Consider the following 25,511-nt stretch of genomic DNA (forward strand, 5'->3'; position numbering starts at 1 on the left):
TATCGAGTCTCCTTTGTTTGGACAGACTCACCGTAACGCTGATACTGTGAAGCCACTGTGAAGTAACTCGTGAAAATACATGCACCGTCAAATTGAAAATGAATTGTGGCAGCTCTATCAGAATGTTTGGTTTAGACCTTGTGCCGCGCTCCCTGCAGCTCCGAATGGCGCAATCGTCAGTTTGTGGAATCCATGGGGCATAAAACGAACACTTGCTGAAAACCGCCGGTTTCAACGCCTGCTCTATCCGGCATTAAAGCGCAAGGGCTACAAAATGCACCCGCTTTGGGGAACCAGTGCCAGTCTTGACTATCGGGAATTCAGTTTATTGATTGTATGCTCAGAGCGAGCAGCCACCCGGCTGGCGGCATTGTGTTATCAAAAAGCGTATTATTTCGTCCAACAAGACCAGGTTTGGTTGCACAACACCCATCACTCTCAGCAACGAGTGCAGCTTAACGCGTCATTTCAGGCACGCATAACTTATCGTGCACTCCCCGCACATAATGCTGCCATTCAGGACCTGAACCATTTACCTTTGCACGTCTAGGCCAGATCCTGAAGGTGATTTTGAGAAAAGGTCTTACACCAGATCTCAAGTTCACTGAGTGACATAGGTTTAGCATACACATAGCCCTGCACCAGATCACAATCCATTTCCTTGAGGCCTTCGAGCTGTGCGACATGCTCCACGCCTTCAGCAATGACAGACAAACCCAGGCTGGCTGCCATCGATAATATGGCACGCACCAGGTTTTGTGAGTCCGGAGCATGTGCGAACTCATGAATGAAGCTCTTATCAATCTTAATGGTGTTAATGGGAAAACGACGCAAATAACTCAACGAAGAGTAACCAGTACCAAAATCATCTATCGATAAATGTGCCCCCGTCGCTCTGAGCCCTTCAAGCCAGGCGAGGATGGCCTCATCATCATCGAGTAAAATACTCTCCGTGATCTCAAGCGCCAGATTGGCTGGCTTGAATCCGGTCTGAACCAGAATATGCCGTAAGGTTGTGGCATTGAAGCCCAGCCGGTATTGCTGACTGGAAATATTCGCCGACAAACAGCAATCCAGATCGAGCGTACGATTTAAAGCCGCAATGTCTGATGTGGCGCGCATCAGCATCCACTCCCCCAGCTCAGAGATCAGGCCACTTTCTTCTGCAACCGGAATAAACTCGTCCGGTGCAATGTATTGCCCCTGATGTGACCAGCGAGTCAGGGCTTCAAAGCCATGTAACTGACCCGTTTTAAGCTCAATGATGGGTTGATAAAATACCTCCAGTTCGTTGCTTGTTATGGCTCTGCGCAGCAATTGTTCCAGCTCTACGCGCCGGTTAACCTGTTGCTGCATTGAAGGGGCAAAATAATGATACTGATTACGACCGCTTTCTTTTGCTTTATACATAGCCAGGTCAGCCCGGCGTAGGATCTCCTGTTGCTCACGGGCATCATCAGGCATGATGGCAATGCCAATACTGGCGCCACTGATCACTTCAAACCCGTTGATAGTGAAGGGCTGAGCCAAAGAAGTGAGGATCTTTTCCGCGACTTTTGCAGCATCCTCAACCTCGCTGATCTGACTAAGTAACAACACAAACTCATCGCCACCAAAACGGGCCAGAGTGTCAGTACGTCGCACCAGGTGATTCAGCCGGTTGGCCACTTCCAGCAGCAAGTTATCACCCGCGTCATGCCCCATTGCATCGTTAATGCGCTTAAAGCGATCCAGGTCGATAAATAATAAAGCACTCAGATGAGGCTGACGCTCAATTTGTTTCAGGTCCTGACAGATCCTGTCCAGCAACAAACGTCGGTTTGGCAATCCGGTAAGCGCATCATACATCGCCTGATAGGCAATTTTGGCTTCCTGTTCCTTGCGCTCTGTCATATCGGATAGCACCGCAATGTATTGCTGAACCTGACCCTGCTCATCCTGAACGGCACTGATGGCGAGCCATTCAGGGTAAACCGTGCCATCTTTACGGCGATTCCAGATCTCAGCCGCCCACTCACCTTTGGTTTGCAGGGTTTGCCACATATGCTCATAAAAACGCTTATCGTGACGGCCTGAGCTGAGCAAGTTAGGTTTTTTGCCCAAAACTTCCTGCTCCTGATATCCGGTAATGCGTGTGAAAGCCGGATTCACCGCCATGATCTCCAGCTCAGCATTGGTGGTCATGATCCCTTCCTGAGTCGCCTGGTAAACCGCCGCCGCGGTCTTAAGCTCCGCTTCAACTTCTTTAAACTCAGTTACATCCACACTGATGTAAACATATCCCCCTTCAGCCGTGCGAGCATGGCGAATTTGCAACCAGCGTCCGTGTGTTGTCCTTTGCAGTCGTTGCGGTGTGTCACTTTGTTCATGAACAAACTCCGACTGGCGTTGTTGCCACTCACTCAGCGTTTGCGGAAACTCTGACCTGGATGTCACCCCGTAGTGTCGCAACCAGCACTGATTTGTCAGCATCAGTGTTCCCTCGCTGTCATAGAGTGCAAACCCCTCTTGCAGACGTTCAATGGCATCATGCAATAACTGGCTGGCTTGCAAGGCATGGTTTTTGGCTTTGTTTAACCGCTGTAAGATAAACAACAAAGTCAGTAACAGCACCACCGTCAGCCCAAACAACTGTTCGCTCAAAGTCCGGGTTTGCCTCAACTGCGAACCATGCAAGTCCATTTGTGCCCCATAAAGGAGAGCAAAGGCCTGCTTACTATTGATGGCCAGATAATCCTGGCGCGTCGCATGGACCTGACGATAGTATTCAACGGCAACCTGGATATGATTGACAAATCGACGACTGAGTAAAGCATGGCTTTGCGATACGACAGTCGCCTCAGCTAAAGTCCGAATGCGGGTATCCAGCAACAGTTCATCCAGTGGCTGGCCAGAAGTTACCAGACTGGCGAGTATGGTACTGCCAAGTAATGCCTGAGGATGCCGCATGGCAATCATTTCATCCAGTACCACAGGCAAATAAGTCAGGCCATTGCGCATCCCCACTGCCTGGGTTTTCAATTGCTCCATCAGTGCCATCTTGTGTCTGAGCAACCTGAGGTAAGCAAGAAACTCCATGCTAACATGCCGATTTTGCTGCTTATTTGTCAGCTGCTGCAATGCCCTATCCAGTTGCTGTAACTCATCAAAATGGCGCAAACTACCCACACTGAGTTCAAGTGCAAATTTATCCAGTTTGGCATCGATGGATTTGGCATCAAACAAATGAGATACCTGCTCATGTTGGCGCTCTCCGGTCGCAATATGAGCGCGAAAGAAGTACACCATCAAAGCCGTCAGCAGCATTACCAACAGGCACTGACCAATGACAGGGAAGTTAAGTTTCATTGAACGCTTCATTGTGTCATTTCCTGATGCTGGCCAACCAGGCTTTCAAGAAAAGCGGCAATTGCCTCTAACTCCGCCTGGCTGAGTGAACGGCCAAGCTGATATCGGGCCATGGTATTGATAGCGCCAGTTAGACTGTTTTCACTGCCATCATGAAAAAAGAAGGTTTGTCTCGCGGCCAAACGCAGACCCGGCACTTTAAAAGTAAACTTATCGGCCTCACGACCCGTCACATTGTATCGGCCATAGTCTGCAGGTTCTATGGGAGTACCACGATCGCCAAAGTAGTCACCAAAAGTGCCCATTTTGGCGAACATATTACCACCCACATTTTTACCCTGATGACAATTGATACAGCCATAGTATTTAAATAAACGATATCCCTCCTGCGCTTGCCCAGACAAACTCCCCTTGCCTTGCAGCCACAGATCAAAAGGCGCATTGAGGGTAATTAAGCTGCGCTCATAGTGAGCAATAGCATCACTGATGGCATCACTCGACAGTCCGTCTTTATAAACCTGTGTGAAGGCGTCCAGGAAGGCTTTATCCTTATTGAGCGTGGCGATCAACACAGGCCAGTTGGTGGCGAATTCTTTGGGGTTTTCTACAGGTAGCGTGACCTGAGCTTTTAAATCAACAGCTTTGCCATCCCAGGCCTGACGAATATTAAATACAGAGTTGTAGACGGTAGGCGCCTTCACGTCACCAAGCCGCCCTGCGACTCCCTTAGAGCGGGCAGTGTTGTCAGCGCCATGCGTTGTCAATTGATGGCAAGAAGCACAGCTTACTTCGTTACTGCGAGACAGCCGGGTATCAAAAAATAGCTGCCGACCTAATGCAACCTTGCGAGCATCCGTTGCGACACTGTGCAGTGGTAAAATGGGTTCAGCTGAGACCCATACCGAGCCAAACAACAACGCCCAAATCAGAAATTTCAGTATCACGCTTTAGTACCACTCATAGGGGCTAAACACCTTACTAATGTAGCAGTCCTTAATCTTGGCTGACTTGATATGGAATAAAGAATGGACGATCTCAGCAAAGCACTAATCGGCTGAGGTCAACCTCCCGGTAACCCGCCACTTTATATCTTCAGACTAAGGAGAAAAATTCAATAACGAGAGGTGTAAGCCAAAATATTGTCTAAACTTGTGAGATAAGAAGCTTTTTAATCTGATATATGCAATTAAAAACGCGCCTGACGGTGATCCTGGGATTAACAGCACTAGCTCCAATGCTGGTGATATTCTTACTAGCCATGTTGCACAGTACCGAGCAGGCAAAACGTCTGAGCATCTCAGCTGCTCAGGCCAAAGTTTATAATGCAGCCGCCATCTTCGACCGCTATTTCGCTAAACGCAAAAGCGAAGTGGCGACTCTGGCGCGCCAACCAACCTTAAAAGCCATGGACTTTGCGCACATCTCCCCCATTTTGCAAACAGAAAAAGCCGCCCATGACCAGACTTACGAAAAGTTCATTATCGGTCGGCCCGACGGCAGCTTTCACAATACCGAAGGCGGAAACCCCTTTCAAAATATGCTCCGTACCTTCGATGATAAGTCACCAACGGCACGTAAAAGAACCATTTCGCGTCGCGATTATTGGCAACAAACCATAGGCCGAAATGTTGAACAAAACGCTGAAGTTTACGTGTCCGAGCCGATGATCTCCTACACAACAGGCGTTAAACAAATCGTAGTCGCAGCGACCATACTGGCCAATGATGGTAAAGTAGCTGGTCTACTGGGTGGCAGCATTCCCTGGCGCGAGATAGATAGACTGGTACAGGCTGTTTCCAAACAAGTTGTTCATCAGTTTTACGATAACGCCCGGTTTATGCTGGTTTCTCAGGAAGGCATTTACATGTATCACTGGCAGCCAGACAAAATCATCCAACTCAAACGCGAACAGGGGAAATTTGTTGTTAATGACATTGGCGAAAAAATCGCAGTACGCTTAAAGGTCACTGAAGAAGCAGACCCACAACTTAAAGAAATTGGCCTGAAGATGATTGCAGGCTTTAATGGCTATGCGCAGCTGGCTCAAACCCCCACCCGGCCTAAATCTTATATTTTCTATGCGCCTGTCAAGTCTTCAGGGTACAGCATCGCGTTAACTTTACCCGAACATGTGGTGTTCGCCCCGGTGTATGAACTGCGTCAACAGTTGTTGATTATTCTGGCATTTGCCATTGCCATTTCTTTGCTGGTTGCCTGGCGCTTCTCGAACAGCATATATCAGCCCATTGCCAAACTCACTAAAGCCGCACAGGCACTGACTCAGGGCAACTTTAATGTGTCTTTGTCTACCCGGGGCAAAGATGAATTGGCCAAGCTCAGCCGGGCGTTTGCACAGATGCGCGACAAGGTATTCCAGCGCGAATCTGAACTGGAACACAGAGTGGAAGAGCGAACTCAGGCACTGGAAATAGCGAAACTCGCCGCAGAAGAAGCCGCCAATGCCAAAAGCCGCTTTCTGGCTAACATGAGCCATGAGATACGCACACCCATGAATGGCATTCTGGGTACCCTCCAGTTACTCAACCAGCAAAACAGCTTTAACGCAGAGCAAACCACCCTGATCCGGGTTGCCAATGAGTCGGGGCAGAGCCTGCTGACTCTGATTAATGACATTCTGGATATTTCTAAGCTAGATCAGGGCGAAGTATCTCTGTATTTTGAGCCCTTTGACTTATATGCGGTATTACACCATTTGGAGCAGATATTCAGTGAAAAAGTCATTGAAAAACGGCTGAGATTTCAGCTGGTAATTGGCGATACGGTGCCCAAAGAGGTGGTCAGTGATAAACACCGTTTACAACAGGTTTTACTCAACCTGCTCAATAATGCCATCAAGTTTACCCACGAAGGGTTTATCCGTCTGGAAGTAGAAAACATTGGCAACATGGAGCAGGTAATGCTCAGGTTTACCGTATCTGACAGCGGCATAGGTATCGCAGAAGACAAGCTCCCGCAAATTTTTAATCCGTTTTATCAGGAAGATGAAAGTACTACCCGGCGCTATGGGGGATCCGGGCTGGGCCTGTGTATCTGTCAGCATATTATTGACTTGTGCGGTGGCCATCTCAATTGTCAATCGGTGCAAGGGGAAGGCTCTCAGTTTGACTTTAACTGGCCAGTAACCACGTGCTGCCTGATTTATTCAGAAGACAGCGATCAAGTGACGCTGGGAGAATTACATGGCCATATTTTGTTAGCGGAAGATAATGCGGTCAATCAGATTGTCACTAAGGCCATTTTAGAAAAGCTGGGCCTCAGCGTCACCATTGTCACCGATGGCCAGCAAGCCTTGCAGCAGCTGGAAAAAGAACATTATGATCTGGTGCTGATGGATATGCACATGCCCAATATGGACGGCATTGAAGCGACAAAAGCAATCCGTAGCATGCCTCAGCACATGCAGCTCACTATCATCGCGTTGACTGCCAATGTACTGATCAAAGATATAGAGGCCTGTTTTGCCGCTGGTATGGATGATTACATCAGCAAACCCATTGCTCTGGACAAGCTCCAGACCGTGCTGGATAAATGGTTATCGATAAAAAATGGCTAACCAGACTGTCTCCTGCTCAGGGTCGGTCCAGCTGACTTTATGCTTACAATGGGCCGGGATATTGATGTAATCGCCCGCAGCCAGGCGCTCAACCCGACCGTCTTCAAATGTCAGCTCACCTTCGCCCTGCAGCACCAACACCCACTCATGTTCATTTTGGTCGTACCACCCCTGAGACGGAGAAGTGTGCCCTTTAGAGACGATCCGCTCAATTTTTAGCTGCTCATGAGACAAGAGTGTTTGAAAGACTTCATCGCTGAGATCAGCTGGCAAGTTAGCAAATAAATTGTTCATTCATGCCCCGAAAAATTAACATTGATTACGACAACTGTATCGTAACTAAGGCGGAATAAAAACAACAACATGGGAAGGATAAGAGATTTGGTGGAGCTAGGCGGGATCGAACCGCCGACCTCTTGCATGCCATGCAAGCGCTCTCCCAGCTGAGCTATAGCCCCAAATCGACGACAAAGATACTAGAAGATTTTTTTGTCTTTGAAAACCCCCAAAGGTAACTTTTTTAAAGTAATTAGGCTGTTAGAATAAAAATCAAACAGGCCGGAAAATATTTTGTATCATCCGGCCTGAATTAATAAGGTGCTTAAGCGCTCAAATTAGCTTAGTGCAACAACTTTAGGGCAGCTTCAAGCTCCTGTTTAATCTCAGTATTTTTAAGTTCACCTGCTTCTAAATCAAAATTATCAAAGAAGCTAGGTACAGACAGATTGGCTTTAACATCAGCAGCAAAATAAGGGGCAGAACCCACAGCCGATGCCAATACACTTTTTGCTCCACCTGGACCCGGAGACGTGGCCATCATCAGCATAGGTGTATTCTGGTATACCTTCATATCGATGCGTGATGTCCAGTCAAACAAGTTTTTGTAGGCCGCTGTATAACTGCCATTGTGCTCAGCAAAAGAAACAATAATCGCATCCGCAGCACCAATTTTGGCGAAGAAGCGCTGTGCCTCGTCTGGTATGCCACTGTCTGTTTCACGTTCAATGCTGTAAATTGGCATTTCATAATCATTCAGGTCTAACACTTCGACCTCTGCATTGGGGATCAACGAGGCAGCATAGCTTGCAAGTTGCTGGTTAATAGATTGACGGCTGTTGCTGGCTGCAAATACTAATACTTTCATGGGATTACCCTCTCAAAATAAGACTAACTTAGGTTTGTATAGGTGCTCACTTCGATAAGCGTTCACCTCAAGCTGATGACAACCAGTGTATATTAGGTTTTAATAATGATTAATAGGGTAAAAGTAAAGTTACTATTTCCATATGAATAACAATCTTTTTGAAGGTATAGAGATCTTCACTGAAGTCGTCGCGAGTAAGAGTTTTATTGCCGCAGCACAAAAACTGGGTCACTCTCCTTCGCATGTCAGCAAAGTGGTCGCCAGACTTGAAGAAAGGCTGGGTGTACGACTGTTAAACCGCACCACGCGCACCTTGGCACTGACGCCGGAAGGTGACTCTTACTACCAAAATTGCACTCAGCTGATCCAGGATGCTCAGGCCGCAGCACAACAGCTAAATGTGACTGATGACATCCCCAGAGGCACACTTAAAATCACCTGCCCGGTGGCGTTTAGTACCGACTACCTGCAACCAGTGTTAGCTGAATACCTGAACCGCTATCCAAATGTTTCGCTGGAATGGGACCTTGAAGACAAAGCGGTTGATGTGATTAGTGATGGCTATGATCTGGCCGTGCGAGCGACACCACAGCTGGAAGAATCCAGCCTAATCTGCAAACGTGTTTATCAATGCAAAACCTACGTTGTTGCCAGCCCGGACTATATCAGTCGGTTTGGGCAACCACATCACCCAAAAGAGTTGGAAAAGCATCACAGTATTTGTTACAGCAATCATAAAACCCCGGATCGCTGGGAGTTCAAAGACAAACAAGGCAACCCCTTTCATGTAGATGTGCGACAGCGGATCTTGTGCAACAACGGTCATATGCAAACTGCCATGGCTCGTGACGGGATAGGCATCGCGCGCCTGCCTGCGTTTTATGTCGACAATTCCATCGCGCAACAGCAACTTGTTACCCTGTTTCCTGAGTACCCACAGCCAGATGTAAACGTCTATGTGGTTTATCCAAGCCGCCGTCACCTTTCACCCAAAGTGCGGCATTTTATCGACCTGTTATCGGAGCATTTTGAGCACATTGTAAAATCGCAACCGGTATTTTGAATCATACATACTTTGTAACCAGGATTATTTTTATCCTGGTAAACAAACCACACAGTTTCCACACATTTACGCACTAAGCATGTTGCTATGAACGTAACCAATTAATTTATAAACACTAAAAAATTCTAATTACACTATTTTATCCCCACATTTGCCATCTAGACTAGGTAATAGAACAACAGCCACTTTGAGGTTTGCATGAAACAACTATTCTTAATCATATTATGTAGCCTGCTGGCAGCCTGTGGTTCAGGTTCATCGGACTCAGGTACCTCAGCTGCCACAACGCAAACCGATACATCATCGGATACCACTAATAATGCGCAAAACGACACAAATGATGGTCAGGGCGACACAAGTGACAGCCAGGGCGACACAAGTGACGACTCAGCTGGTGACACAACACAACCCTCCACATTCAGTCTGACCAGCCCGGCGTTCAACAATCAGGGCGCCTTGCCAACCAGTTACACGTGTGATGGTGATAACCTGTCACCACCACTGAACTGGGCAGGCGCACCAGCCAATACACAAGAGTACGCTATCAGCATGGCCACTGCAGCAAACGAGCAGCATTGGTTGGTTTACAATATCAATGGCGATATACAAACGATGGCAGCCGGTGCCTCAATCGGTACCCTTGGCAATAACAGTGTAAATAACGAGCAAGCTTACGCTCCGCCCTGTCCGCAAGCTCCGGGCCAACACTTCTTCACTTTTACTCTGTACGCACTGTCTGACAGCCCACCTCTGGCTCAGAATATAACGGTAGACAGGGACACTTTTCTAAACGCCATCGATTCTCTGACTCTAGATACGGCTACTTTAACGGTAAGCGTAAACCGCTTTCCTGATGTCGCACTCAGCGCCTGTGAGCAGGTACAACAGTCTGTCAGCAACGCAGGATTCAACGATGTTGCTGTCACCTGTGACAATGAGTATGCCTATATCACATCCGATACTTACCCGGCTCATGATCTTATGAATGGCATCACTGGCAGCAATGAACAGATCCCTGTGCCAGCGCCCGGGTATGCAGCACCCATTCCGCTTGACCGGCAATTAAGTGGCACTCCCACCACCATCGACGCGGCACTCGGAGTCGCGGTAAACGGAGTGCCTATTTATGATTATTCAGCTCAAGGCGAGCTAGACCTGTATCAGTACGACCCTAAAGTAGATACCAAGGCACTTGGGCAGCTCGACAACTGTGGTGGCCACGCCGGGCGTGGGGATGACTACCACTACCATGCCGCGCCGACCTGTATGATTGCCGCTATGCAAAACCAGGGCGATGATGCCATTCTGGGCTGGGGTTATGATGGCTACCCTTTGTTTGGGCATAACAACCCGGACGGCAGTGAAATTGCCGAAGGCACGCTGGATTTATGCCATGGCCAGACAGATAGTGAATATGGTTACCGATATCATACGTCAGATCAGGCTCCCTATGTATTTCAGTGTTTAATGGGTGAAGTAAATACCCAGATCCTTCCGCGTGTTGCTCCTTTAAGTAGCGATAACCCCCAGATGCGTGCAAATCTGACGCCACCACAAGGCGGTGTCAGTAACCTGCAACATACCATTCTGGCGGATGGTACTCGAAGCATGACCTATACGCATCAGGGCACACAGTACTACGTCAACTACACCCCAATTAGTGGACAGGAAAACTGTTATCTGTTTGAACAAAAAACGGTCAGCAATGGCGGGATCGTTGAAACTGGCACCTTGTGCCGATAAAAAGAGGTAACCCCATATGAAATACCTATTCTGCCTGCTATTAATGGGTGTGCTGAGTCAGATCGACGCTGCTATGGCACACAATATAGACAGCAATAAAGCCAGGCTCACCCTGAGAGATGGTCAGGCAGAGCTGCGTTTACACATTGATATGCAGAACTGGTTTCAAGCCCTTCAGGACCCGGCAGCCTGGATGCTGGGTGACACCAATGCGGTGATGGCAACCAACCTGACCCCTCCACAGCAACAGGCCTTTATTAAAAGCCTGATTGAAAAAAACACAGTGTTGCACCTCAACAACACCATAGTTGCCTTGCAGCTTAAAAGCCTGCACACTCTGGCTCACCATACAGGGCAGACAGAGTTGGTTCTGGAAGGTCTGCACCGCAGCAAAGGTCTGGAAATTGAACAGGTAAGCCTGACACTCCCCCCCTCACTGGGTACGGTTCATCTCAACGTAACAAGACCACAATATCGCATGCTGGCAGCCGGAAAAACGGCACTCATTACCTTTAATTGACGACGCACATAGGATTACAGGAGCCACATTTGAACCTTTTTGCCAAACTGTTTCTGGCCATCGTGCTCACCAACCTGGCAATCATTGCAATCCAGCTGGGATTAACGGCAGGCAGCCTGACCAGCGACTTTGCGACCCTGGTTGAGCGCAGTGAACAAAGTCATGTTGAGCAAACCCGTACGCGCTTGCTGGCTTTTTATCAGCGTGAAGGCAGCTGGCAAAATTTACGCCACAATCGTCGTTTGTGGCAGCAGCTGATGCAACCGGAACAGGTACAACAAAACCGTGATGGTCGCCGTGATAAGATATTTAATCCAGCCCAACATGGTGACCGCCGCTACTTCGACACGGGCCGACGGATCAGCTTGTATGACCACAACAAACAACGCATTGAAGGTAAGCCCACATTACAGAGCAATCGCTACCAGCAAGCTCTGAAGCTCGATAGCCAGCTCATTGGCTGGCTTGGCTGGGACCCTGCCCACGTCAGTGAGACAACGGCCAGTAAACAGATAAGCAACGACGAGTTTATTTTCCAGCAACTCAGCAATTATCTGTGGATTGCCTTATCGGCACTGCTACTGGCACTCCTGATGGCGTGGTTTGTCTCAAAACAACTCAGCAAACCCATTCAACGACTGATGAAGTGCACAGATAAACTGATGCAGGGAGACTTCAGCAGCAGGGCGAATCAAACGGGTAGTGATGAACTGGCGATACTGGCAAGGCGCATTGATAAGCTGGCACAGATCCTCGAAGATAATGAGAAAAGTCGACGTCAATGGATGTCCGATACTTCCCATGAGTTACGCACACCACTAACCGTACTGAAAACTCAACTGACAGCCATCGAAGATGGCGTCTTTACCATGGATGCCGATAAAACAGCACTGTTACTAAGCGAGGTCGACAACCTTAGTCGTCTGGTTGACGATCTCTATCAGCTGACCAGTGCAGATGTTGGCGGTTATCGCTACACCATGGCCGCGATTGATCCTCTGCCGCTTCTTATGCAAACTATTCAGGGGCTTGAGAGTAAAATTGCAGAACGCGCTATCACTTTGGATATGACCGCACTGACACACGCCATGACGCTCTCACCTCGAGAAGTCATTGCAGATAAAGAGCGCCTGTGCCAGCTATTCTCTAACCTGATAGAAAATGCCCGCCGCTACACGGATAGCGGCGGCCAGATAAGGATAGTCATCGCCCATGAGGCCAGCCGGGTGATCATCCGTATCGAAGATTCAGCTCCGGGTGTTTCTGACGAGCAAAAAGTCAGGTTATTTGAGCGCTTCTATCGGGTCGAACCATCACGAAGCCGCCTGTATGGTGGTAGCGGACTCGGACTAGCTTTATGCAAAACCATAATAGAAGCGCACCAGGGTAACATTGCACTGAGTGATTCATCGCTGGGCGGGCTCTGTGTCACCCTCAGCTTGCCCTGTCAACCACAAGAGAACCCATAATGAACAAGTTGCATTTGCTGATTGTAGAAGACGAAGCCAATATTGCCGAGGTACTTATCGCCTATGCCAGAGCCGCAGGATATAACGTCACGCACCTGGAACGTGGTGATGGTGTGGTCGCATTCCTGCAACACAATCAGGTCGATCTTGTGCTGCTGGATCTGATGTTACCGGGTGAAGACGGGCTGAGTATTTGTCGTCAGGTCCGTCAATTCAGCGACATACCTATGATCATGATCACCGCCAAAAAAGATGAAATTGATCGATTGCTCGGCCTGGAGTTGGGGGCAGATGACTATATCTGCAAACCTTTCAGCCCCCGGGAGGTTATGGCAAGAGTTAAGGCGGTACTGCGTCGCTTTGCACCTAAACAACAAGACGAGCTCAAAGTGGGAGACTTCATTATCAGCCCAGCTCAGTTCACTGCCAGTTATCGGGCTCAGCCGCTGGAGTTGACTCCCAGCGAGTTTAAGTTATTGACTTTGCTGCTTAGTCATCCACAACAGGTCTTTTCTCGTGCCCAGCTTATTGAACAGCTTTACCCCAATAGTGACGATATTGTCGACCGCAACATAGATACCCATGTCAAAAATATTCGAAAAAAACTCAGCACCATTGCACCCGACCAGACCCCCATCACATCTGTCTATGGTGTAGGGTATAAATTTGCGGGGTAATGCCAGTGGCATGCTTACCAGTCACAAGCTTTAACCACCTCATACCAGCTACGCTCGAACTGTCTGACGACCACCGGCTTGGGCAGATTAACATCAACACCCAGTGGCTTTGCCAGGTGCTGGAATACCAGGCGGCGAACATTATCATCCTGAAGCTGGGTATATGCCAATTTAAGACTGTTTTTACTCTGCTGACTAACCGGGTGACCTTCTAGTTGCATAAACCGGGCATTAACCCAGAGTAACATGGCCTGCTTAGTTTCGTTGGGGAAGGATGCGGTCAGCCTGGAGGTAGGTCCGTATAAACGCTGATAATTCAACAATTGCTCCTGGATAATAAAAGCAAATAACAAATTTACACCCGCGGAGATCTGCCCGGATCGTTTATCTATTTCCTGATAACTGGCAAGCGCTTTTCGAAACTGCACCTCTGCCTCAGTAACCTCACCCAGCTCTAACGCTATGATCCCTAGGTTATTATTGATAATGCCATTTTTTGATGTAATGCCGGCCTTATCAGCAATGTTCATGGCTCTGCCATACAACCGTCTGGCTTTGGCATAATCGCCAAGCTGACGAGAAACCAATGCCAAACTATTAGTAAGTACCAGCTTCTGCTGTTCTGACTGAGCATATTTATAGGCGCATTCCAGGCTTTGTCTCGCATCATTAAGGTAATTATGGCGACGCAACCAAATCCCCAATGCACTCAATGCGGTGGGTAGTTTTTGGATAAAATAGGGGTGACTATGGTGGGAAAAAACAGCCTCCAGGGAATATTCCATCTGTGCCAATTGATGGGTCGGCACGGCGGCACGCACGCGAATAAAGTGCCAACGTAAAAACAAAGAGGTAGGAAGTTGCTGAGCATTATCAACCTGCTCCAGTAGCACTAAGGTAGTTGCCGGGTCTACCGTCAAGTAGTCTTCGGCTTCTTGAAGTTTATCAATCACCTCACTGGGTGTAGCAGCCCATAATGCCACCGGGAACAGCATCATCCACAGGCCAATCATCGCTCGTAACATCACCCGTTCCGCTTTTGCCTATCTCCTGAAACTATAGAATGCACCCAGCAATTGTTCAAAGTCACTCACTGATGTTCGAAGTAAATACGATAAGTGCTGGACCAGATTGGATAATCCACTTCCATCAGATAACATCGGTAGTTGCTAGGATCCAAGCTGGCGTAGCGAAATAGATAGTCGAGCTTTTGCTGTTGTACAGTATCCCAGTGTAATGCCTGCGCACCGGCATTTAAGTCAATCAAGCGTAGTTCTGGAAATTCTGGCAGACGTTCGGTCCACATATCTTCCACACTGAGCTTCCCTTCTTCCACTTTTTGGTTGCCATGATAACAACCGACATTCACGCAACTGTGGCGATCCAGCTGCTTTTCTATCAACACAAGTAAGCGCAACTTTTTGGCCGGATTTTTAATCGAAATACTGGTGGAGCTACATTGACTGTCATGACTTAACGGGTCAACCAGCTCATCAGGGTTATTAAAAATAAAGGTTGCATCAAAGCGGTCATGGCCCGCAACAGGGTCAAATACCAACCCACTGTTACCGGGTGAATAGCTGGCAAATGCCTGGTGCAACCCAGGTGTTGATAGCTCTTGCGCAATGCCGATACTAAAGCGCTTTGATTCAACACGACAATTGGCGTCTATGTTCAAAGGAGCGATGAAATCATCATTGTGAGGATGCGTGTAAAACTGCACGAAAGGTGCGGCACCGGTCTCACGCTTGATCTGCGATTTGCTGATCATGGCTACTTCCTGCAAAAACCCCTCGCGGCCCTTGCCTCGGGTTAGTACATAGGCACAGAAAATCTCCTCCATACTCATGCCAAGCAGCGACTTGGCCGCATAATACAGCTGAGCCCGCTTATCCTGACCAGAGAGATTGACATCCCGTGCTTTCACTTTGTCCTCTTGCCGGTTATCCAGTAGTCGTTTTAGTTCTGCATGACTTCTTGCATACTGAGGAATGGTGGCAGAAAAGCGCTCACTCACCTGACGCCACTGCACTATCAAATCACAGGGAATGTGCCCTGATAGCTGCTCTCCCAGCAGGCTCAGCGCCTGTTGCCCGGGTAAATGGTAGAGCACCTGTTCGCCAGACTTGGCCTTGTATGCATTAAATAAACGCTGGCTGGTTGAGCGATGACACCCAATATGACGAGCAAATCCGCCGATGGTTTGTGCTTGTGCGGGCATCGCCCGCATTATCGCCGTGAGCACTTTTTTTACACGCTCGCCCAGCCTGCGTAGTTCGCTATGCGCCTGATGACTCAGTCCCATGATCTTCTGTATACCGTTTAATTTCTGATAGATTACCCGGGACTGAGCAAAAAAGCGACTAGTTACAGGTGCCTACAGATTTCCATGGACCCCAGGGACCTGACTGGGCTGGATCTTCACCCTGCACCCACCACTGGGCTTCATATACCTGACCACCTTTAGCAACCAGATCACCTGTGTTGTACACAGTGCTAGGACTCCAGCTAGGAATACCCTGACAGTTGTTGTCACCGCCAACCGTCACCTCTTTTGAAAGGGTGCTGCTTTGACCCTGATCATCTGTCACAGTCAGGCGGATTGTGTAGGTGCCCGCTGCCGCATAGGTGTGCGTTACCGAAGGTTGTGATGCGCTCTGACCATCGCCAAACTGCCACTGATTTGACACAATTTGACCGTTATCTGTACTGGTATTAGTCAAAGTAACACTCAGGCCTGACTTAGCCACAGTAAAGCCTGCAACCGGTGCCGGATCGCCATTACCACCACAACTATCCAATTTCTTCCAGACATTCGGGTATAGGTCTGGTTGGGCACCAGAAGACCACCAGATAGCCTCATAGATATTGCCCTGATAAGACACTTTCTCACCTAAAGCATAAGAAGTAGCGCGATCCCAGGGGGATACGTCACAAATAGGCGGCTCGCCAACAGACACGACCTGAGACACAGTAGCTGTTTGCTGCGCAGTATCTGTCACGGTAAGCGTCACATTGTAACTACCATCAGCGGCATAGGTATGACGTGGGTTTGCTGCGCTTGAGCGATTGCCATCACCAAAGTTCCAGTCATAAGCTGTGATGCCATTGTCATCTGTCGCGCGATTCGCAAAGCTCACTGTCATGCCAGAAACCGACGCACTGAAATCAGCAACTGGTTTTTCATCCGTCGGATTATCCGGGCTCAAACCCGTTTTACGCTCAATCCAGTCCAGGTAGCTGGTTGTACGAGTAAATGCCGTCGCACCAGAGCAGGCAATACCCCAGCTCACAGTACCTATGCTGTAGAAATCGTTGCCAACACGGACCGCATAAGGGCCACCACTGTCACCATTACAGGCTGAACGACCGCCTTCGCCGCCACCACAAATGACGGAGCCAGGGATGTTAAAGTTCAGCTGGCTGCTACAACTTGCGTTAGAAATCACAGGTAGCTGAGCTTCGCGCAGCACATCGCTCGGACGACCACGATTAGAGGTTAATCCCCAACCTGATACCGTCGGGTAAGCGCCAACGCCGGCATACTGATCCGCAATGGACTGTGTTGGTAACTTAGCCGGGGTGTATTTGCTTGCGGCTGGCGTTGCCAGGCGCAGTACCGCAATATCATAACCGGAGCGAATGCCGTTCGCACCACGCCAGCTCTCATGCATGATAATCTGAGATACACGCAAAGTATCGCCATCGCCGCGACTGATTGAATGCGCACCAACACGGACAGTCAGGCTAGCTGTTGAAGCATTGTCCAGACAGTGTGCCGCGGTCAGTACCCAATTTTCACTCAACAGTGTACCACCACAGCCCTGACGGCCATTCATCAATAATGCAACTTGATATGGTCTTGAATAAGCTGGAGTTTCAATACCACCCACGACACTAGGAGTGATATCAGGCAGGCCCGATTGTTGTGTATTCGCAGAGACGGCAGTTGCTGAAAGTGACAATACAGCAGCAGCCAAAAGTGTAATTTTCATGTTGTATCCTTGTATGGTTATTGCTCAAAAAGCAATCTAGAAATAATCTGAGATACACACAAAGATCAATGCCCATGATGAAAAAAACAACTGGATGGACCAGTTAAAAATTTAGTCACTTCCTCATCATTAGTTTGTATTTTAAACACTTAAATGTAACAGATGTTTTACAGTTAAACGCGAAATTTATTTCATAATTATTTAGGAAAAAGCACTTCAGCAAGTTTGGAACGTTTTAAATAACAAAGACTTAAACTAGAAAAACACGGACTGATTGACTTAATTTTGACATAAATTCACCATGAGCAAGACGAAACAGTCCCAAGAGCGTCATTTACATATGTACCCAAAGATAGAGGCCAATAAATATGAGTCAGAAAGGCAGCATGTTGATGCCGTATTTACGGTAAATTTGGCTGATTTCGCCTTGATCCATCATGAACTTCAATGCCTGATCAAGCTCTTGCTTTAGCTCAGCATGTTTTGGCTGAATGCGCATAGCAACCGGCAACTTGCTTATCTCGTAGACTTCCTTAAAGCCTCGGTAAGCCGGGATTGATGCAATATAGTAGGCCGCTGTTACATCGCCAATCATGATATAATCCAGCCGGGTATGAGCCAGCTGCACCAATAGCTCTCGCTCAGAAATATTGTCATATACCGCGATTTTCCCAGCCCCAAAATGACGCTCAAACGGCCCATACCGATAACCGCGTACGCGTCCCATCACTTTGCCGTAAAAAGACTCGGGTTGCTTATAAGCGCGTGCTTCTGCACGACCCAGCACCACCTCTCGAGAAAACGCATAGTCAATACTATAAATACCCGGTACTCGGGAGCTTTTTCGCCAACTGGGGTTTACCCCCGGCTCAATATCAATTTCACCCGACTCAAACGATTTATGCCCGCGCGCAACAGACAGTGGCACAAACTCAAACTCGTGCCCAGTCAGTTCACCAAGGCGGGTAAACATGTCCTTAAATATACCGGCCTGCTCTCTGCCATCCAGATAGTTATAAGGAGGATTCGCGCCGTGGTACACCAGAACAGAGTACCGCGCAGCCTGTGCACCTGCGCTCAGTACAATACATAAAATCAGCACAACACAGCGGTTGACTCTAGGCATCACAACCAGCCGGATTCAGTACCTGATTATTTTGATTGACATCTTTATTCATCATTTACGCTTTCGCTCAAAACAGATCTTAAGCTTAGTTAAGCAACACGCTTAGGCAAAGGAATATAAACAAATTGTTATCCAAACATCGGATATTTAAGTTATCTGAATAAGAAAAAAGAACTAGCAATATGAAAATATTCATACATATAAAACAAAACAATAGTGAGCACACACTTACTTTCAGAAAAAATCAATAATCAAGGTTAATTTGAATGGAATTTGCACAAAAATAAAAATATATAAATAAAACTTTCTTTATTTCGTCTATTTATCGAAACATAAGTTTCATGATAATGTACCACCATGAGTTCAAAGGCGCGGTGATAAGCACCGCGTCATTGTCATCTGCTGTGATCTAAGGCAAAAGGTTACCCTAAATTTATTACGTCTGATCTCAGCGCTTTATAGCAAAAAGGAAGTTTATTTATGAAAAATGCGTTACTTGTTTCTTTACTCTCTCTGGCCAGCACAACTGCACTTGCAAATGCCACCTCCTCTGTTGTCCAAACTGAACAGGCACCGACCCGGGCTGGATACAGCAGCGTTGATGAAGTTATTGAATATGGCCGTCAGTATCAGGAGATCAAAGGTCAACTTCTGGATGCAGGATACGAACTTCAGTCATGCAACCAGCATGTACTGAACTACTTTGTACAGCCTGCGTCCGCTGTGTATCTGTACGCACAAGCTGAATGCACCTTCTCTCGTTCAGTAGGCGGTGATTACTCACTGGAAACCAACTATGCCATGGTTAAAATCGACGTAGAATATCATCAGTTCAACCAGCTCTTTCACGAAGGAACAGTCAACGTCAATTATGTCACTGTGTACTAAGGCATAAAGGCCAAACAGCGTTACGCTTTCACTCAGTAATCCAGCAAGGAAAGCGGGATTCTGATTCAGACTTCAGGCCGCAGACGTGCGGCCTTTTTCGTTTACGTACCAAGCACTATGTATCAGCCCGGATACAAAAGGCAGACAATCAGATACCCAGCCACCAGCAACAAAACGCTACAGTCCTATTGGAATTCATCAATGGGATACGATTATGAAAAAACACCTAATTGCACTGGCCCTGTCACACGTCGCCTGTACGTATGCAATCGCGGATTCTCCGCTTTGGCAAAGCGTTGACCAACACCATGCCAAACCACACAATCATCAAAGCCAATACCTGTTGGATCAAAGTGCGCTGCACGCGCAGCTCAGTTCATTGAGTGGCACACAAACAACCTCTCTGATGCTCCCTCTGCCAGATGGCAAGCTGGTTGAATTTGTGCTCAAACCAAACCAAGTCATGGCGCCAGAACTGGCAAGCAGGTTCCCACAGATCAAAACATTCAGCGGTCATCAAAAAAACAACCCGATGCACTACGGACGATTTGATCTGGGGCCAAACGGCTTCTTTGGTGTCTTCAACTATCAGGGGCAACGTGTCTACCTGGACCCTCAACCACGTGCAGGACAGCACCACTACCGCAGCTACACTGGCAGCAGTCAGCCCACAGGCAAAAAGACACTGAAACAACACGCTCCACGTAAACAACATCGACATACTCAGATGCATGACCGTCTGGCACAGCTCGCACAGAACAATGATGCCGACACGCTGCCAAACTCTCAGATCACCTATCGCATTGCTATCGCTACCACAGGTGAATACGCCCGTTTTCATGGCGGTAGCAAAGAAACAACACTGGCGGCCATCGTCACTATGGTCAATCGGATTAACGACGTTTACGAGCGCGATCTGGCGATTAAATTTGAACTGGTTGGCGACAATGACAAATTGCTTTTTATCGACCCGAATACAGATCCTTTCAACAATACAGACGAAGACATAGATAAAATAAGTGAGCAAATCAATACCCTGATTGGTGCCGATAGCTATGACATTGGTCACCTGGTTGGTACAGGGGGTGGCGGTCTTGCCGGATTCGAAGTTGTTTGCACCGAACTCAAAGCGGAAGGGATCACCGGCAGCGAGGAGCCCACCAATGACGCCTTTCATATCGACTATGTTGCGCACGAAATAGGCCACCAACTGGGCGCCGATCACACCTTTAATGGCGAGGCGGGTGCTTGTGGTGGCAACCGCGCTCCAGGTAGTGCCTATGAACCGGCCAGTGGGTCAACCATCATGGGTTACACTGGCATTTGCGATGAGCAGGATCTGCAAGCCAATTCCGACCCTTATTTCCATATCCATTCTCTGGACCAAATGAATCGCTATGCCCGGCTATCATCGGGTAAAAACTGTGGGGTTCATAGCGAGCGCGACAATGCCAAACCACAAGTGAACGCCGGCGCAGATCGCACTATTCCAGCACGTACTCCCTTTACTTTAAGCGGCACAGCAACAGACAAAGAGCAGGACACTCTCAGCTACAGTTGGCAACAATTTGACCTAGGTGAGGCTTCTGCTGACAAAGCTCAGGACAGCATTGATGATGGTAATAGGCCGCTGTTCAGGACCTTTAACCCAAACAGCACGCCACAACGCACATTGCCAAAAATGGCAGATATATTGTCAGGTCAACCAAGTTTTGGCGAAGCCTATGCCACCACGACCAGAGCGCTTAACTTTCGCCTGGTTGTCAGAGATGGCCATGGCGGCGTAAGTGATGATGCCGTCAAAATCGCCGTAATTGGCAATGAAAAAGGCTTTGCCGTGACCTTACCAGACGGGTCAAGCCAATGGCGAGGCAACACACAGTTGGTGAAATGGCACACTGCCGACACAGAAAATGCCCCGGTTGCCTGCAAAAACGTGGATATTTTACTTTCCGCAGATGGCGGCCAGACATTTGCCACCGAGCTGGCTAAGCAAGTACCTAACTCTGGTCAGTATGAGGTAAAGCTCGGCAATATTCGCACCGAGCAAGCCCGCATTCAGGTCAAATGTCATGACAACATCTTCTTCGCAATCAACCAGGGTGACTTCAGTATCAATACTGAGTCCGCCGGTGACACAACGCCTGAGATCACAGGGCAAAAGCCGCTTAGCCTTGACGAAGATGGCAGCTTGCAGATAAAACCGGGTGATCTGATCCTGGCGCAAACAATGACCATAGACGCAATCACTCTGGCTGATGGTGAAAACTACCAGGTCACGGGTACAACACTCACACCTGCTACGCACTTTCATGGCGAACTCAGTGTGCCGGTAACGGTTACCAGCGGCACACTCACCAGTGCGCCTTACACACTCACCGTCACAGTAATACCTGTCAATGATGCACCTGAGGCTAAAAACGATACATACAGCGTTGACTTTGCATCGAAAAATAATGCGTTCACTGTACTCGACAACGATCAGGATGTGGATGGTGATACGCTGAAGATAAACAGCGTGGATTATCGTGGTGCAGGCCAGGTGACCATAAGCAATAATCAGTTAGTGTATACACCACAAGACGATTTTTCCGGCACTGAAGTCTTTCGCTATGATATCGCAGATGGACAAGGGGGCAGCGACTATGCAAGCGTAACAGTGACCGTTAAAGCGGATCCCAATCCGGATAATGGAGACGATGATAAAGACGATGGCAACTCAGGCTCATTCAGCCCTTGGGCACTACTGAGTGGATTGTTGCTGCTGCGCAGACGACGCCGCTAAGCAATCAGGCCAGGGGCTGGCACAGTAAGCCTGCCACCTGGCCATGGTTATGGTTATGAGCCGGAACGTCCGTTAAACCAGCCTGTCCAAAGCACGAGTCAGATACTGACCCGACTGCACATCCGCTTTTACTCTTTGAACATTCTCCTTCATCTGATCGATTTGCTCTGGTGTCAGCTCCGCAAGGCGGGTTTTAATGTCACGCAACGAACTGACTTTAAAACCTATCCCCTGCTCCTCAACAAAATCAGCCATTGCTGCTTTGTCCCAGATGATGATCGGCATATCACACAACAAATACAGAGACAATTTATGCGGATTGTTGTACTTAAGGTACTGACCCGTCACACCATCACAGGTATCCAGTGTATTGCCATACCAAACCAGGCCAAAGTCCCCATCAATATGATCAATCACTTTGTCTGATGGAAAACAGCCTTTGTAGTCCAGTATCGTATTGTTGATGTTTTTGACTTTCTTCTCATCATAACCAACACCATACAGATCAAACTTGAAGTTGCCGCGCTCAAGCGCATCCAGCTCATACACAAATGGACCCATGTTACCAGCAAACACGACCCGAATTTGCTCATAGTCCGTTGGCGTACGGTGAGCATTCGGGTTATCGGTATGCAGATAGTCAAACGCTTCGATGTTGGCAATCTCAGCCTGTATGTTCTGCTCTTCAAACCAGGCCCGCATTTTGTCGTTATGCACGATCAGCTGGTCTGATTTATTCAGCATCTTAATTTCTTTTTCTGAGTGGCCGTACTTACCTTTGAGGCTACGCACGTCGTGCACCAGGGTCAGCACTTTACTGTTTTTCAGTTTTGCGCCCCACAAGCAGTAACCATAAAATTTGTTAAACGGATACTGCAGGCACACCGTGCTGCCGGACTTCAGTCTCAACAGCGCCCAACTCACGCCCAGTGCACTGATCAGCGTACCCAGTATTGAATTTGCAATCCAGGTCTGTTTAAAGCCGATATTTTGCCAACCGTTGTTCTGTAGAATGGTCTCACAGTCCATCTTTGCCTTACCGGCCGCATCGAACTTAGAACGGTAGTTTCTTGCGATATAAACTTTACGACTCATGATGTTATGCCAATTCCTTGCCGGTTAATGCCAGTGCTGCTTCTATGGTGTCGTCCATATCATAGTATTTGTAGTCGGCAAGACGACCACCAAAAATAAACTTATCAGCGTAAGGGGCTGTTTTTGCCAACTCCTGATAGCGTGCTAACAGCGCATTATTGGTTTCGTCGTTAATGGGGTAATAAGGTTCGTTGTCTTTACTAAACTCATGCGGGTATTCTTTAGTAACAACGGTTTTTTCCTGTGTTCCAAATTCAAAATGCTTATGCTCCAGAATACGCGTATAAGGCACATCGCGCTCTGTGTAGTTCACCACAGCATTGCCCTGATAGTTTTCCTCATCCAGCACTTGCGTTTCAAAATGCAGGCTGCGATATTCTAACTTGCCAAACTGACAACCAAAGAACTCATCAATTTTACCTGTATACAGCACTTTATCTGCCAGCTTGTTGAGGTTTTCAGCATCTTCAAAGTAGTTCACGCCAGTTCTGACTTCCACACCTTCAAACAAAGCATCAGTCAGGGCATTGTAACCGCCGATAGGGATCCCCTGATAACGGTCATTAAAGTAGTTGTTGTCGAAAGTGAACCTGAACGGCAGACGTTTGATGATAAATGCCGGGATCTCAGTGGCCGGTCGACCCCATTGCTTTTCGGTATACCCTTTAATGAGCTTTTCGTACAGATCGCGTCCACCCAGATATAATGCCTGCTCTTCCAGATTTTGTGGAGTCAGATCAGCATAAGGCGCACGCGCTTCAGCGATTTTCTCTTTTGCCTGCTGGGGTGTAGTCACGCCCCACAGCTGATAAAAGGTATTCATATTAAAAGGCAGGTTATAAAGCTTGTCTTCGTGTCTGGCAACCGGCGAGTTGACATAGTGATTGAATGTCACATAACGATTTACGTAATCCCACACCTGCTGATTGCTGGTATGAAAAATATGCGCACCGTACTTGTGCACGTTAATCCCTTCAACCTGTTCACAGTAGATATTACCACCGGTATGGTCGCGCTTATCTATCACCAGGACTTTTTTGCCCTGATCAGTTGCTTCTCTAGCGAATACAGCACCAAACAGGCCTGCACCGACAATCAAGTAATCGTATTGAGCTTCATTCATTAAAATTTGCCTTTGTGAATCGTTCATGGCTCTATCGTAAGCGCAAAACTATATCAGAAAAAGTGAAGAAATGATTATTCATCATGGTGTAAAGTAACAAATTAGTGCCCAATACATATGCAACTTAACCTTTTTGACACATCCCGGATGCAAGCGAAAAAGACAAGTAATTTTTTGTTATCCAGTAGCAGAGTAGATAAACAGTATTTCCCCATAAATCGGCTTGTTAAACAAACGTTCCACACGTTCATTTTGATTAAGGAAAAAAATAGACCTGCTTAACGCATACTTTGTATGCCTGACCTTTGACGATCAAGGATGCATTTATCCATACCAGCTGCCATCAGGATCCCCAGCGCATAACACGCCAGATCACTGACTTTAAAGCCAAAGCCCAGCACCAGTGCGCCGAGGCGTGTATGACGGATATCGTTAAGCCACTGCGCCTGATATAGCTGAGAAAATTCAATCGAAAAGGCAAACCCAACAGCCAGCAAAGCAACCACAGTGGTGCGTACAGCTGGCCTCACGCAGCAACATAGCCAGAAAACCATCATTGCCCACAAGGTATCACCGGCATACAGAGAGAGCAGCCTGGGCAACTCAATGAGCGAGGACCTGCTGAGCAGGCCGAGCAATATCGTGACTAAGGCTAAGCCTGGATACAAAATAAGACTACGTCTGATAACAACCATAGATGCCATACCTCTTCCAACAATATACGCTAGTGCGCTTCATGCGCTGTTAACTCGCTAAAGTCGCTCATAGTCCAAAACGACCACCGAGTTCAATATGGGTATAACTTATCGCTAGTTCTTCGAGTAACCCGAGCAGTTTCTGGACGTTAAATGACGTCATTCGGCCATCCAGTGCCATGGCAATTCCTTGTTTTTATTATTAAGAATGATGGATAAGAAACGCATTAGTTCCCACCATAGAACCATGTAGTAATATCAGAAAA

General features: G+C 47.8%; 20 protein-coding genes and 1 tRNA gene. 9 read left to right on the plus strand and 12 right to left on the minus strand.

Translation table 11 applies throughout. From position 1 onward, the window contains the following. Positions 1-79: 79 nt before the first annotated feature. Positions 80-550, plus strand: a complete 471-nt coding sequence (locus CWC22_RS22525) for a DUF3293 domain-containing protein (protein ID WP_138538440.1) — start codon at positions 80-82, stop codon at positions 548-550. Here CWC22_RS22525 and CWC22_RS22530 read toward each other — a convergent pair. Both CWC22_RS22530 and CWC22_RS22535 read right to left on the minus strand, forming a co-directional pair. Beyond that, positions 547-3,360: an EAL domain-containing protein gene (locus CWC22_RS22530; protein ID WP_138538441.1), complete on the minus strand. Its 2,814-nt coding sequence runs from the start codon at positions 3,358-3,360 to the stop codon at positions 547-549. The two genes, CWC22_RS22525 and CWC22_RS22530, sit on opposite strands and share 4 nt — an antisense overlap. After that, a complete protein-coding gene (locus CWC22_RS22535) occupies positions 3,357-4,292 on the minus strand; it encodes a cytochrome-c peroxidase (RefSeq protein WP_138538442.1) in 936 nt (311 codons plus the stop codon). Before CWC22_RS22535 ends, CWC22_RS22530 begins: the two co-directional genes overlap by 4 nt. A 236-nt stretch (positions 4,293-4,528) precedes the next feature. On the opposite strand from CWC22_RS22535, the gene CWC22_RS22540 reads away from it, so the two are divergent. Continuing rightward, positions 4,529-6,922 carry an ATP-binding protein gene (locus CWC22_RS22540; protein ID WP_138538443.1) on the plus strand — a complete coding sequence of 798 codons (2,394 nt, stop codon included), beginning with the start codon at positions 4,529-4,531 and terminating at the stop codon, positions 6,920-6,922. On the opposite strand, the gene CWC22_RS22545 is transcribed toward CWC22_RS22540, so the two are convergent. From CWC22_RS22545 to CWC22_RS22555, 3 genes are all read right to left on the minus strand, one after another. Then, the gene (locus CWC22_RS22545; RefSeq protein WP_125562528.1) at positions 6,902-7,216 is read right to left on the minus strand and encodes a cupin domain-containing protein; all 315 of its coding nucleotides are present in this window, start codon (positions 7,214-7,216) and stop codon (positions 6,902-6,904) included. The two genes, CWC22_RS22540 and CWC22_RS22545, sit on opposite strands and share 21 nt — an antisense overlap. Before the next feature lie 88 nt (positions 7,217-7,304). Beyond that, positions 7,305-7,380, minus strand: a tRNA-Ala gene (locus tag CWC22_RS22550). A gap of 161 nt (positions 7,381-7,541) precedes the next feature. Then, on the minus strand, positions 7,542-8,066 hold the full coding sequence (locus CWC22_RS22555; RefSeq protein WP_138538444.1) for an NADPH-dependent FMN reductase: 525 nt from the start codon (positions 8,064-8,066) through the stop codon (positions 7,542-7,544). Between the two features lie 142 nt (positions 8,067-8,208). On the opposite strand from CWC22_RS22555, the gene CWC22_RS22560 reads away from it, so the two are divergent. The 5 genes from CWC22_RS22560 to CWC22_RS22580 all read left to right on the plus strand — a co-directional run bounded on the left by CWC22_RS22560 (position 8,209) and on the right by CWC22_RS22580 (position 13,538). Beyond that, complete coding sequence (locus tag CWC22_RS22560; protein ID WP_138538445.1) at positions 8,209-9,129, plus strand: LysR family transcriptional regulator; 921 nt, start codon at positions 8,209-8,211, stop codon at positions 9,127-9,129. A gap of 198 nt (positions 9,130-9,327) precedes the next feature. After that, the gene (locus CWC22_RS22565; protein ID WP_138538446.1) at positions 9,328-10,872 is read left to right on the plus strand and encodes a YHYH protein; all 1,545 of its coding nucleotides are present in this window, start codon (positions 9,328-9,330) and stop codon (positions 10,870-10,872) included. Positions 10,873-10,888: 16 nt separating this feature from the next. Further along, positions 10,889-11,392, plus strand: coding sequence for a hypothetical protein (locus tag CWC22_RS22570; RefSeq protein ID WP_138538447.1), 504 nt, complete (start codon positions 10,889-10,891; stop codon positions 11,390-11,392). A 29-nt stretch (positions 11,393-11,421) separates the two neighbouring features. Beyond that, positions 11,422-12,861 (plus strand): ATP-binding protein, encoded by a 1,440-nt coding sequence (locus tag CWC22_RS22575; RefSeq protein ID WP_138538448.1) that lies wholly within the window; start codon positions 11,422-11,424, stop codon positions 12,859-12,861. Beyond that, positions 12,861-13,538 (plus strand): response regulator, encoded by a 678-nt coding sequence (locus CWC22_RS22580; RefSeq protein ID WP_138538449.1) that lies wholly within the window; start codon positions 12,861-12,863, stop codon positions 13,536-13,538. Before CWC22_RS22575 ends, CWC22_RS22580 begins: the two co-directional genes overlap by 1 nt. Positions 13,539-13,552: 14 nt before the next feature. On the opposite strand, the gene CWC22_RS22585 is transcribed toward CWC22_RS22580, so the two are convergent. From CWC22_RS22585 to CWC22_RS22600, 4 genes are all read right to left on the minus strand, one after another. Continuing rightward, a complete protein-coding gene (locus tag CWC22_RS22585; protein ID WP_138538450.1) occupies positions 13,553-14,563 on the minus strand; it encodes a tetratricopeptide repeat protein in 1,011 nt (336 codons plus the stop codon). Positions 14,564-14,628: 65 nt separating this feature from the next. Next, positions 14,629-15,843, minus strand: coding sequence for a hypothetical protein (locus tag CWC22_RS22590; RefSeq protein WP_138538451.1), 1,215 nt, complete (start codon positions 15,841-15,843; stop codon positions 14,629-14,631). Positions 15,844-15,901: 58 nt separating this feature from the next. Then, positions 15,902-17,533, minus strand: a complete 1,632-nt coding sequence (locus CWC22_RS22595) for a trypsin-like serine protease (protein ID WP_138538452.1) — start codon at positions 17,531-17,533, stop codon at positions 15,902-15,904. 373 nt (positions 17,534-17,906) lie between these two features. Next, a complete protein-coding gene (locus CWC22_RS22600; protein ID WP_138538453.1) occupies positions 17,907-18,659 on the minus strand; it encodes a substrate-binding periplasmic protein in 753 nt (250 codons plus the stop codon). 480 nt (positions 18,660-19,139) lie between these two features. On the opposite strand from CWC22_RS22600, the gene CWC22_RS22605 reads away from it, so the two are divergent. Both CWC22_RS22605 and CWC22_RS22610 read left to right on the plus strand, forming a co-directional pair. Next, positions 19,140-19,547, plus strand: coding sequence for a hypothetical protein (locus CWC22_RS22605; protein ID WP_138538454.1), 408 nt, complete (start codon positions 19,140-19,142; stop codon positions 19,545-19,547). A 214-nt stretch (positions 19,548-19,761) separates the two neighbouring features. Continuing rightward, positions 19,762-22,332, plus strand: a complete 2,571-nt coding sequence (locus tag CWC22_RS22610; RefSeq protein ID WP_138538455.1) for a reprolysin-like metallopeptidase — start codon at positions 19,762-19,764, stop codon at positions 22,330-22,332. A gap of 72 nt (positions 22,333-22,404) precedes the next feature. On the opposite strand, the gene CWC22_RS22615 is transcribed toward CWC22_RS22610, so the two are convergent. From CWC22_RS22615 to CWC22_RS22625, 3 genes are all read right to left on the minus strand, one after another. Beyond that, a complete protein-coding gene (locus tag CWC22_RS22615; protein WP_138538456.1) occupies positions 22,405-23,427 on the minus strand; it encodes a beta-1,6-galactofuranosyltransferase in 1,023 nt (340 codons plus the stop codon). Positions 23,428-23,431: 4 nt separating this feature from the next. After that, positions 23,432-24,550, minus strand: a complete 1,119-nt coding sequence (gene glf / locus CWC22_RS22620) for a UDP-galactopyranose mutase (RefSeq protein WP_138538457.1) — start codon at positions 24,548-24,550, stop codon at positions 23,432-23,434. A 278-nt stretch (positions 24,551-24,828) separates the two neighbouring features. Continuing rightward, positions 24,829-25,254, minus strand: a complete 426-nt coding sequence (locus tag CWC22_RS22625) for a DUF2809 domain-containing protein (protein ID WP_138538458.1) — start codon at positions 25,252-25,254, stop codon at positions 24,829-24,831. Positions 25,255-25,511 lie beyond the last annotated feature (257 nt).

Origin of the sequence: Pseudoalteromonas rubra, assembly GCF_005886805.2 — a bacterium.
Lineage (GTDB): Bacteria > Pseudomonadota > Gammaproteobacteria > Enterobacterales > Alteromonadaceae > Pseudoalteromonas > Pseudoalteromonas rubra_D.

Bases quoted from the DNA above. Each gene is read 5' to 3' on its own strand.
- CWC22_RS22525 (WP_138538440.1), top strand. From the start codon at position 80: ATGCACCGTCAAATTGAAAATGAATTGTGGCAGCTCTATCAGAATGTT.
- CWC22_RS22530 (WP_138538441.1), bottom strand. From the start codon at position 3,360: ATGAAGCGTTCAATGAAACTTAACTTCCCTGTCATTGGTCAGTGCCTG.
- CWC22_RS22540 (WP_138538443.1), top strand. From the start codon at position 4,529: ATGCAATTAAAAACGCGCCTGACGGTGATCCTGGGATTAACAGCACTA.
- CWC22_RS22545 (WP_125562528.1), bottom strand. From the start codon at position 7,216: ATGAACAATTTATTTGCTAACTTGCCAGCTGATCTCAGCGATGAAGTC.
- CWC22_RS22555 (WP_138538444.1), bottom strand. From the start codon at position 8,066: ATGAAAGTATTAGTATTTGCAGCCAGCAACAGCCGTCAATCTATTAAC.
- CWC22_RS22560 (WP_138538445.1), top strand. From the start codon at position 8,209: ATGAATAACAATCTTTTTGAAGGTATAGAGATCTTCACTGAAGTCGTC.
- CWC22_RS22565 (WP_138538446.1), top strand. From the start codon at position 9,328: ATGAAACAACTATTCTTAATCATATTATGTAGCCTGCTGGCAGCCTGT.
- CWC22_RS22570 (WP_138538447.1), top strand. From the start codon at position 10,889: ATGAAATACCTATTCTGCCTGCTATTAATGGGTGTGCTGAGTCAGATC.
- CWC22_RS22580 (WP_138538449.1), top strand. From the start codon at position 12,861: ATGAACAAGTTGCATTTGCTGATTGTAGAAGACGAAGCCAATATTGCC.
- CWC22_RS22585 (WP_138538450.1), bottom strand. From the start codon at position 14,563: ATGTTACGAGCGATGATTGGCCTGTGGATGATGCTGTTCCCGGTGGCA.
- CWC22_RS22590 (WP_138538451.1), bottom strand. From the start codon at position 15,843: ATGGGACTGAGTCATCAGGCGCATAGCGAACTACGCAGGCTGGGCGAG.
- CWC22_RS22595 (WP_138538452.1), bottom strand. From the start codon at position 17,533: ATGAAAATTACACTTTTGGCTGCTGCTGTATTGTCACTTTCAGCAACT.
- CWC22_RS22600 (WP_138538453.1), bottom strand. From the start codon at position 18,659: ATGCCTAGAGTCAACCGCTGTGTTGTGCTGATTTTATGTATTGTACTG.
- CWC22_RS22605 (WP_138538454.1), top strand. From the start codon at position 19,140: ATGAAAAATGCGTTACTTGTTTCTTTACTCTCTCTGGCCAGCACAACT.
- CWC22_RS22610 (WP_138538455.1), top strand. From the start codon at position 19,762: ATGAAAAAACACCTAATTGCACTGGCCCTGTCACACGTCGCCTGTACG.
- CWC22_RS22615 (WP_138538456.1), bottom strand. From the start codon at position 23,427: ATGAGTCGTAAAGTTTATATCGCAAGAAACTACCGTTCTAAGTTCGAT.
- glf (WP_138538457.1), bottom strand. From the start codon at position 24,550: ATGAATGAAGCTCAATACGATTACTTGATTGTCGGTGCAGGCCTGTTT.
- CWC22_RS22625 (WP_138538458.1), bottom strand. From the start codon at position 25,254: ATGGCATCTATGGTTGTTATCAGACGTAGTCTTATTTTGTATCCAGGC.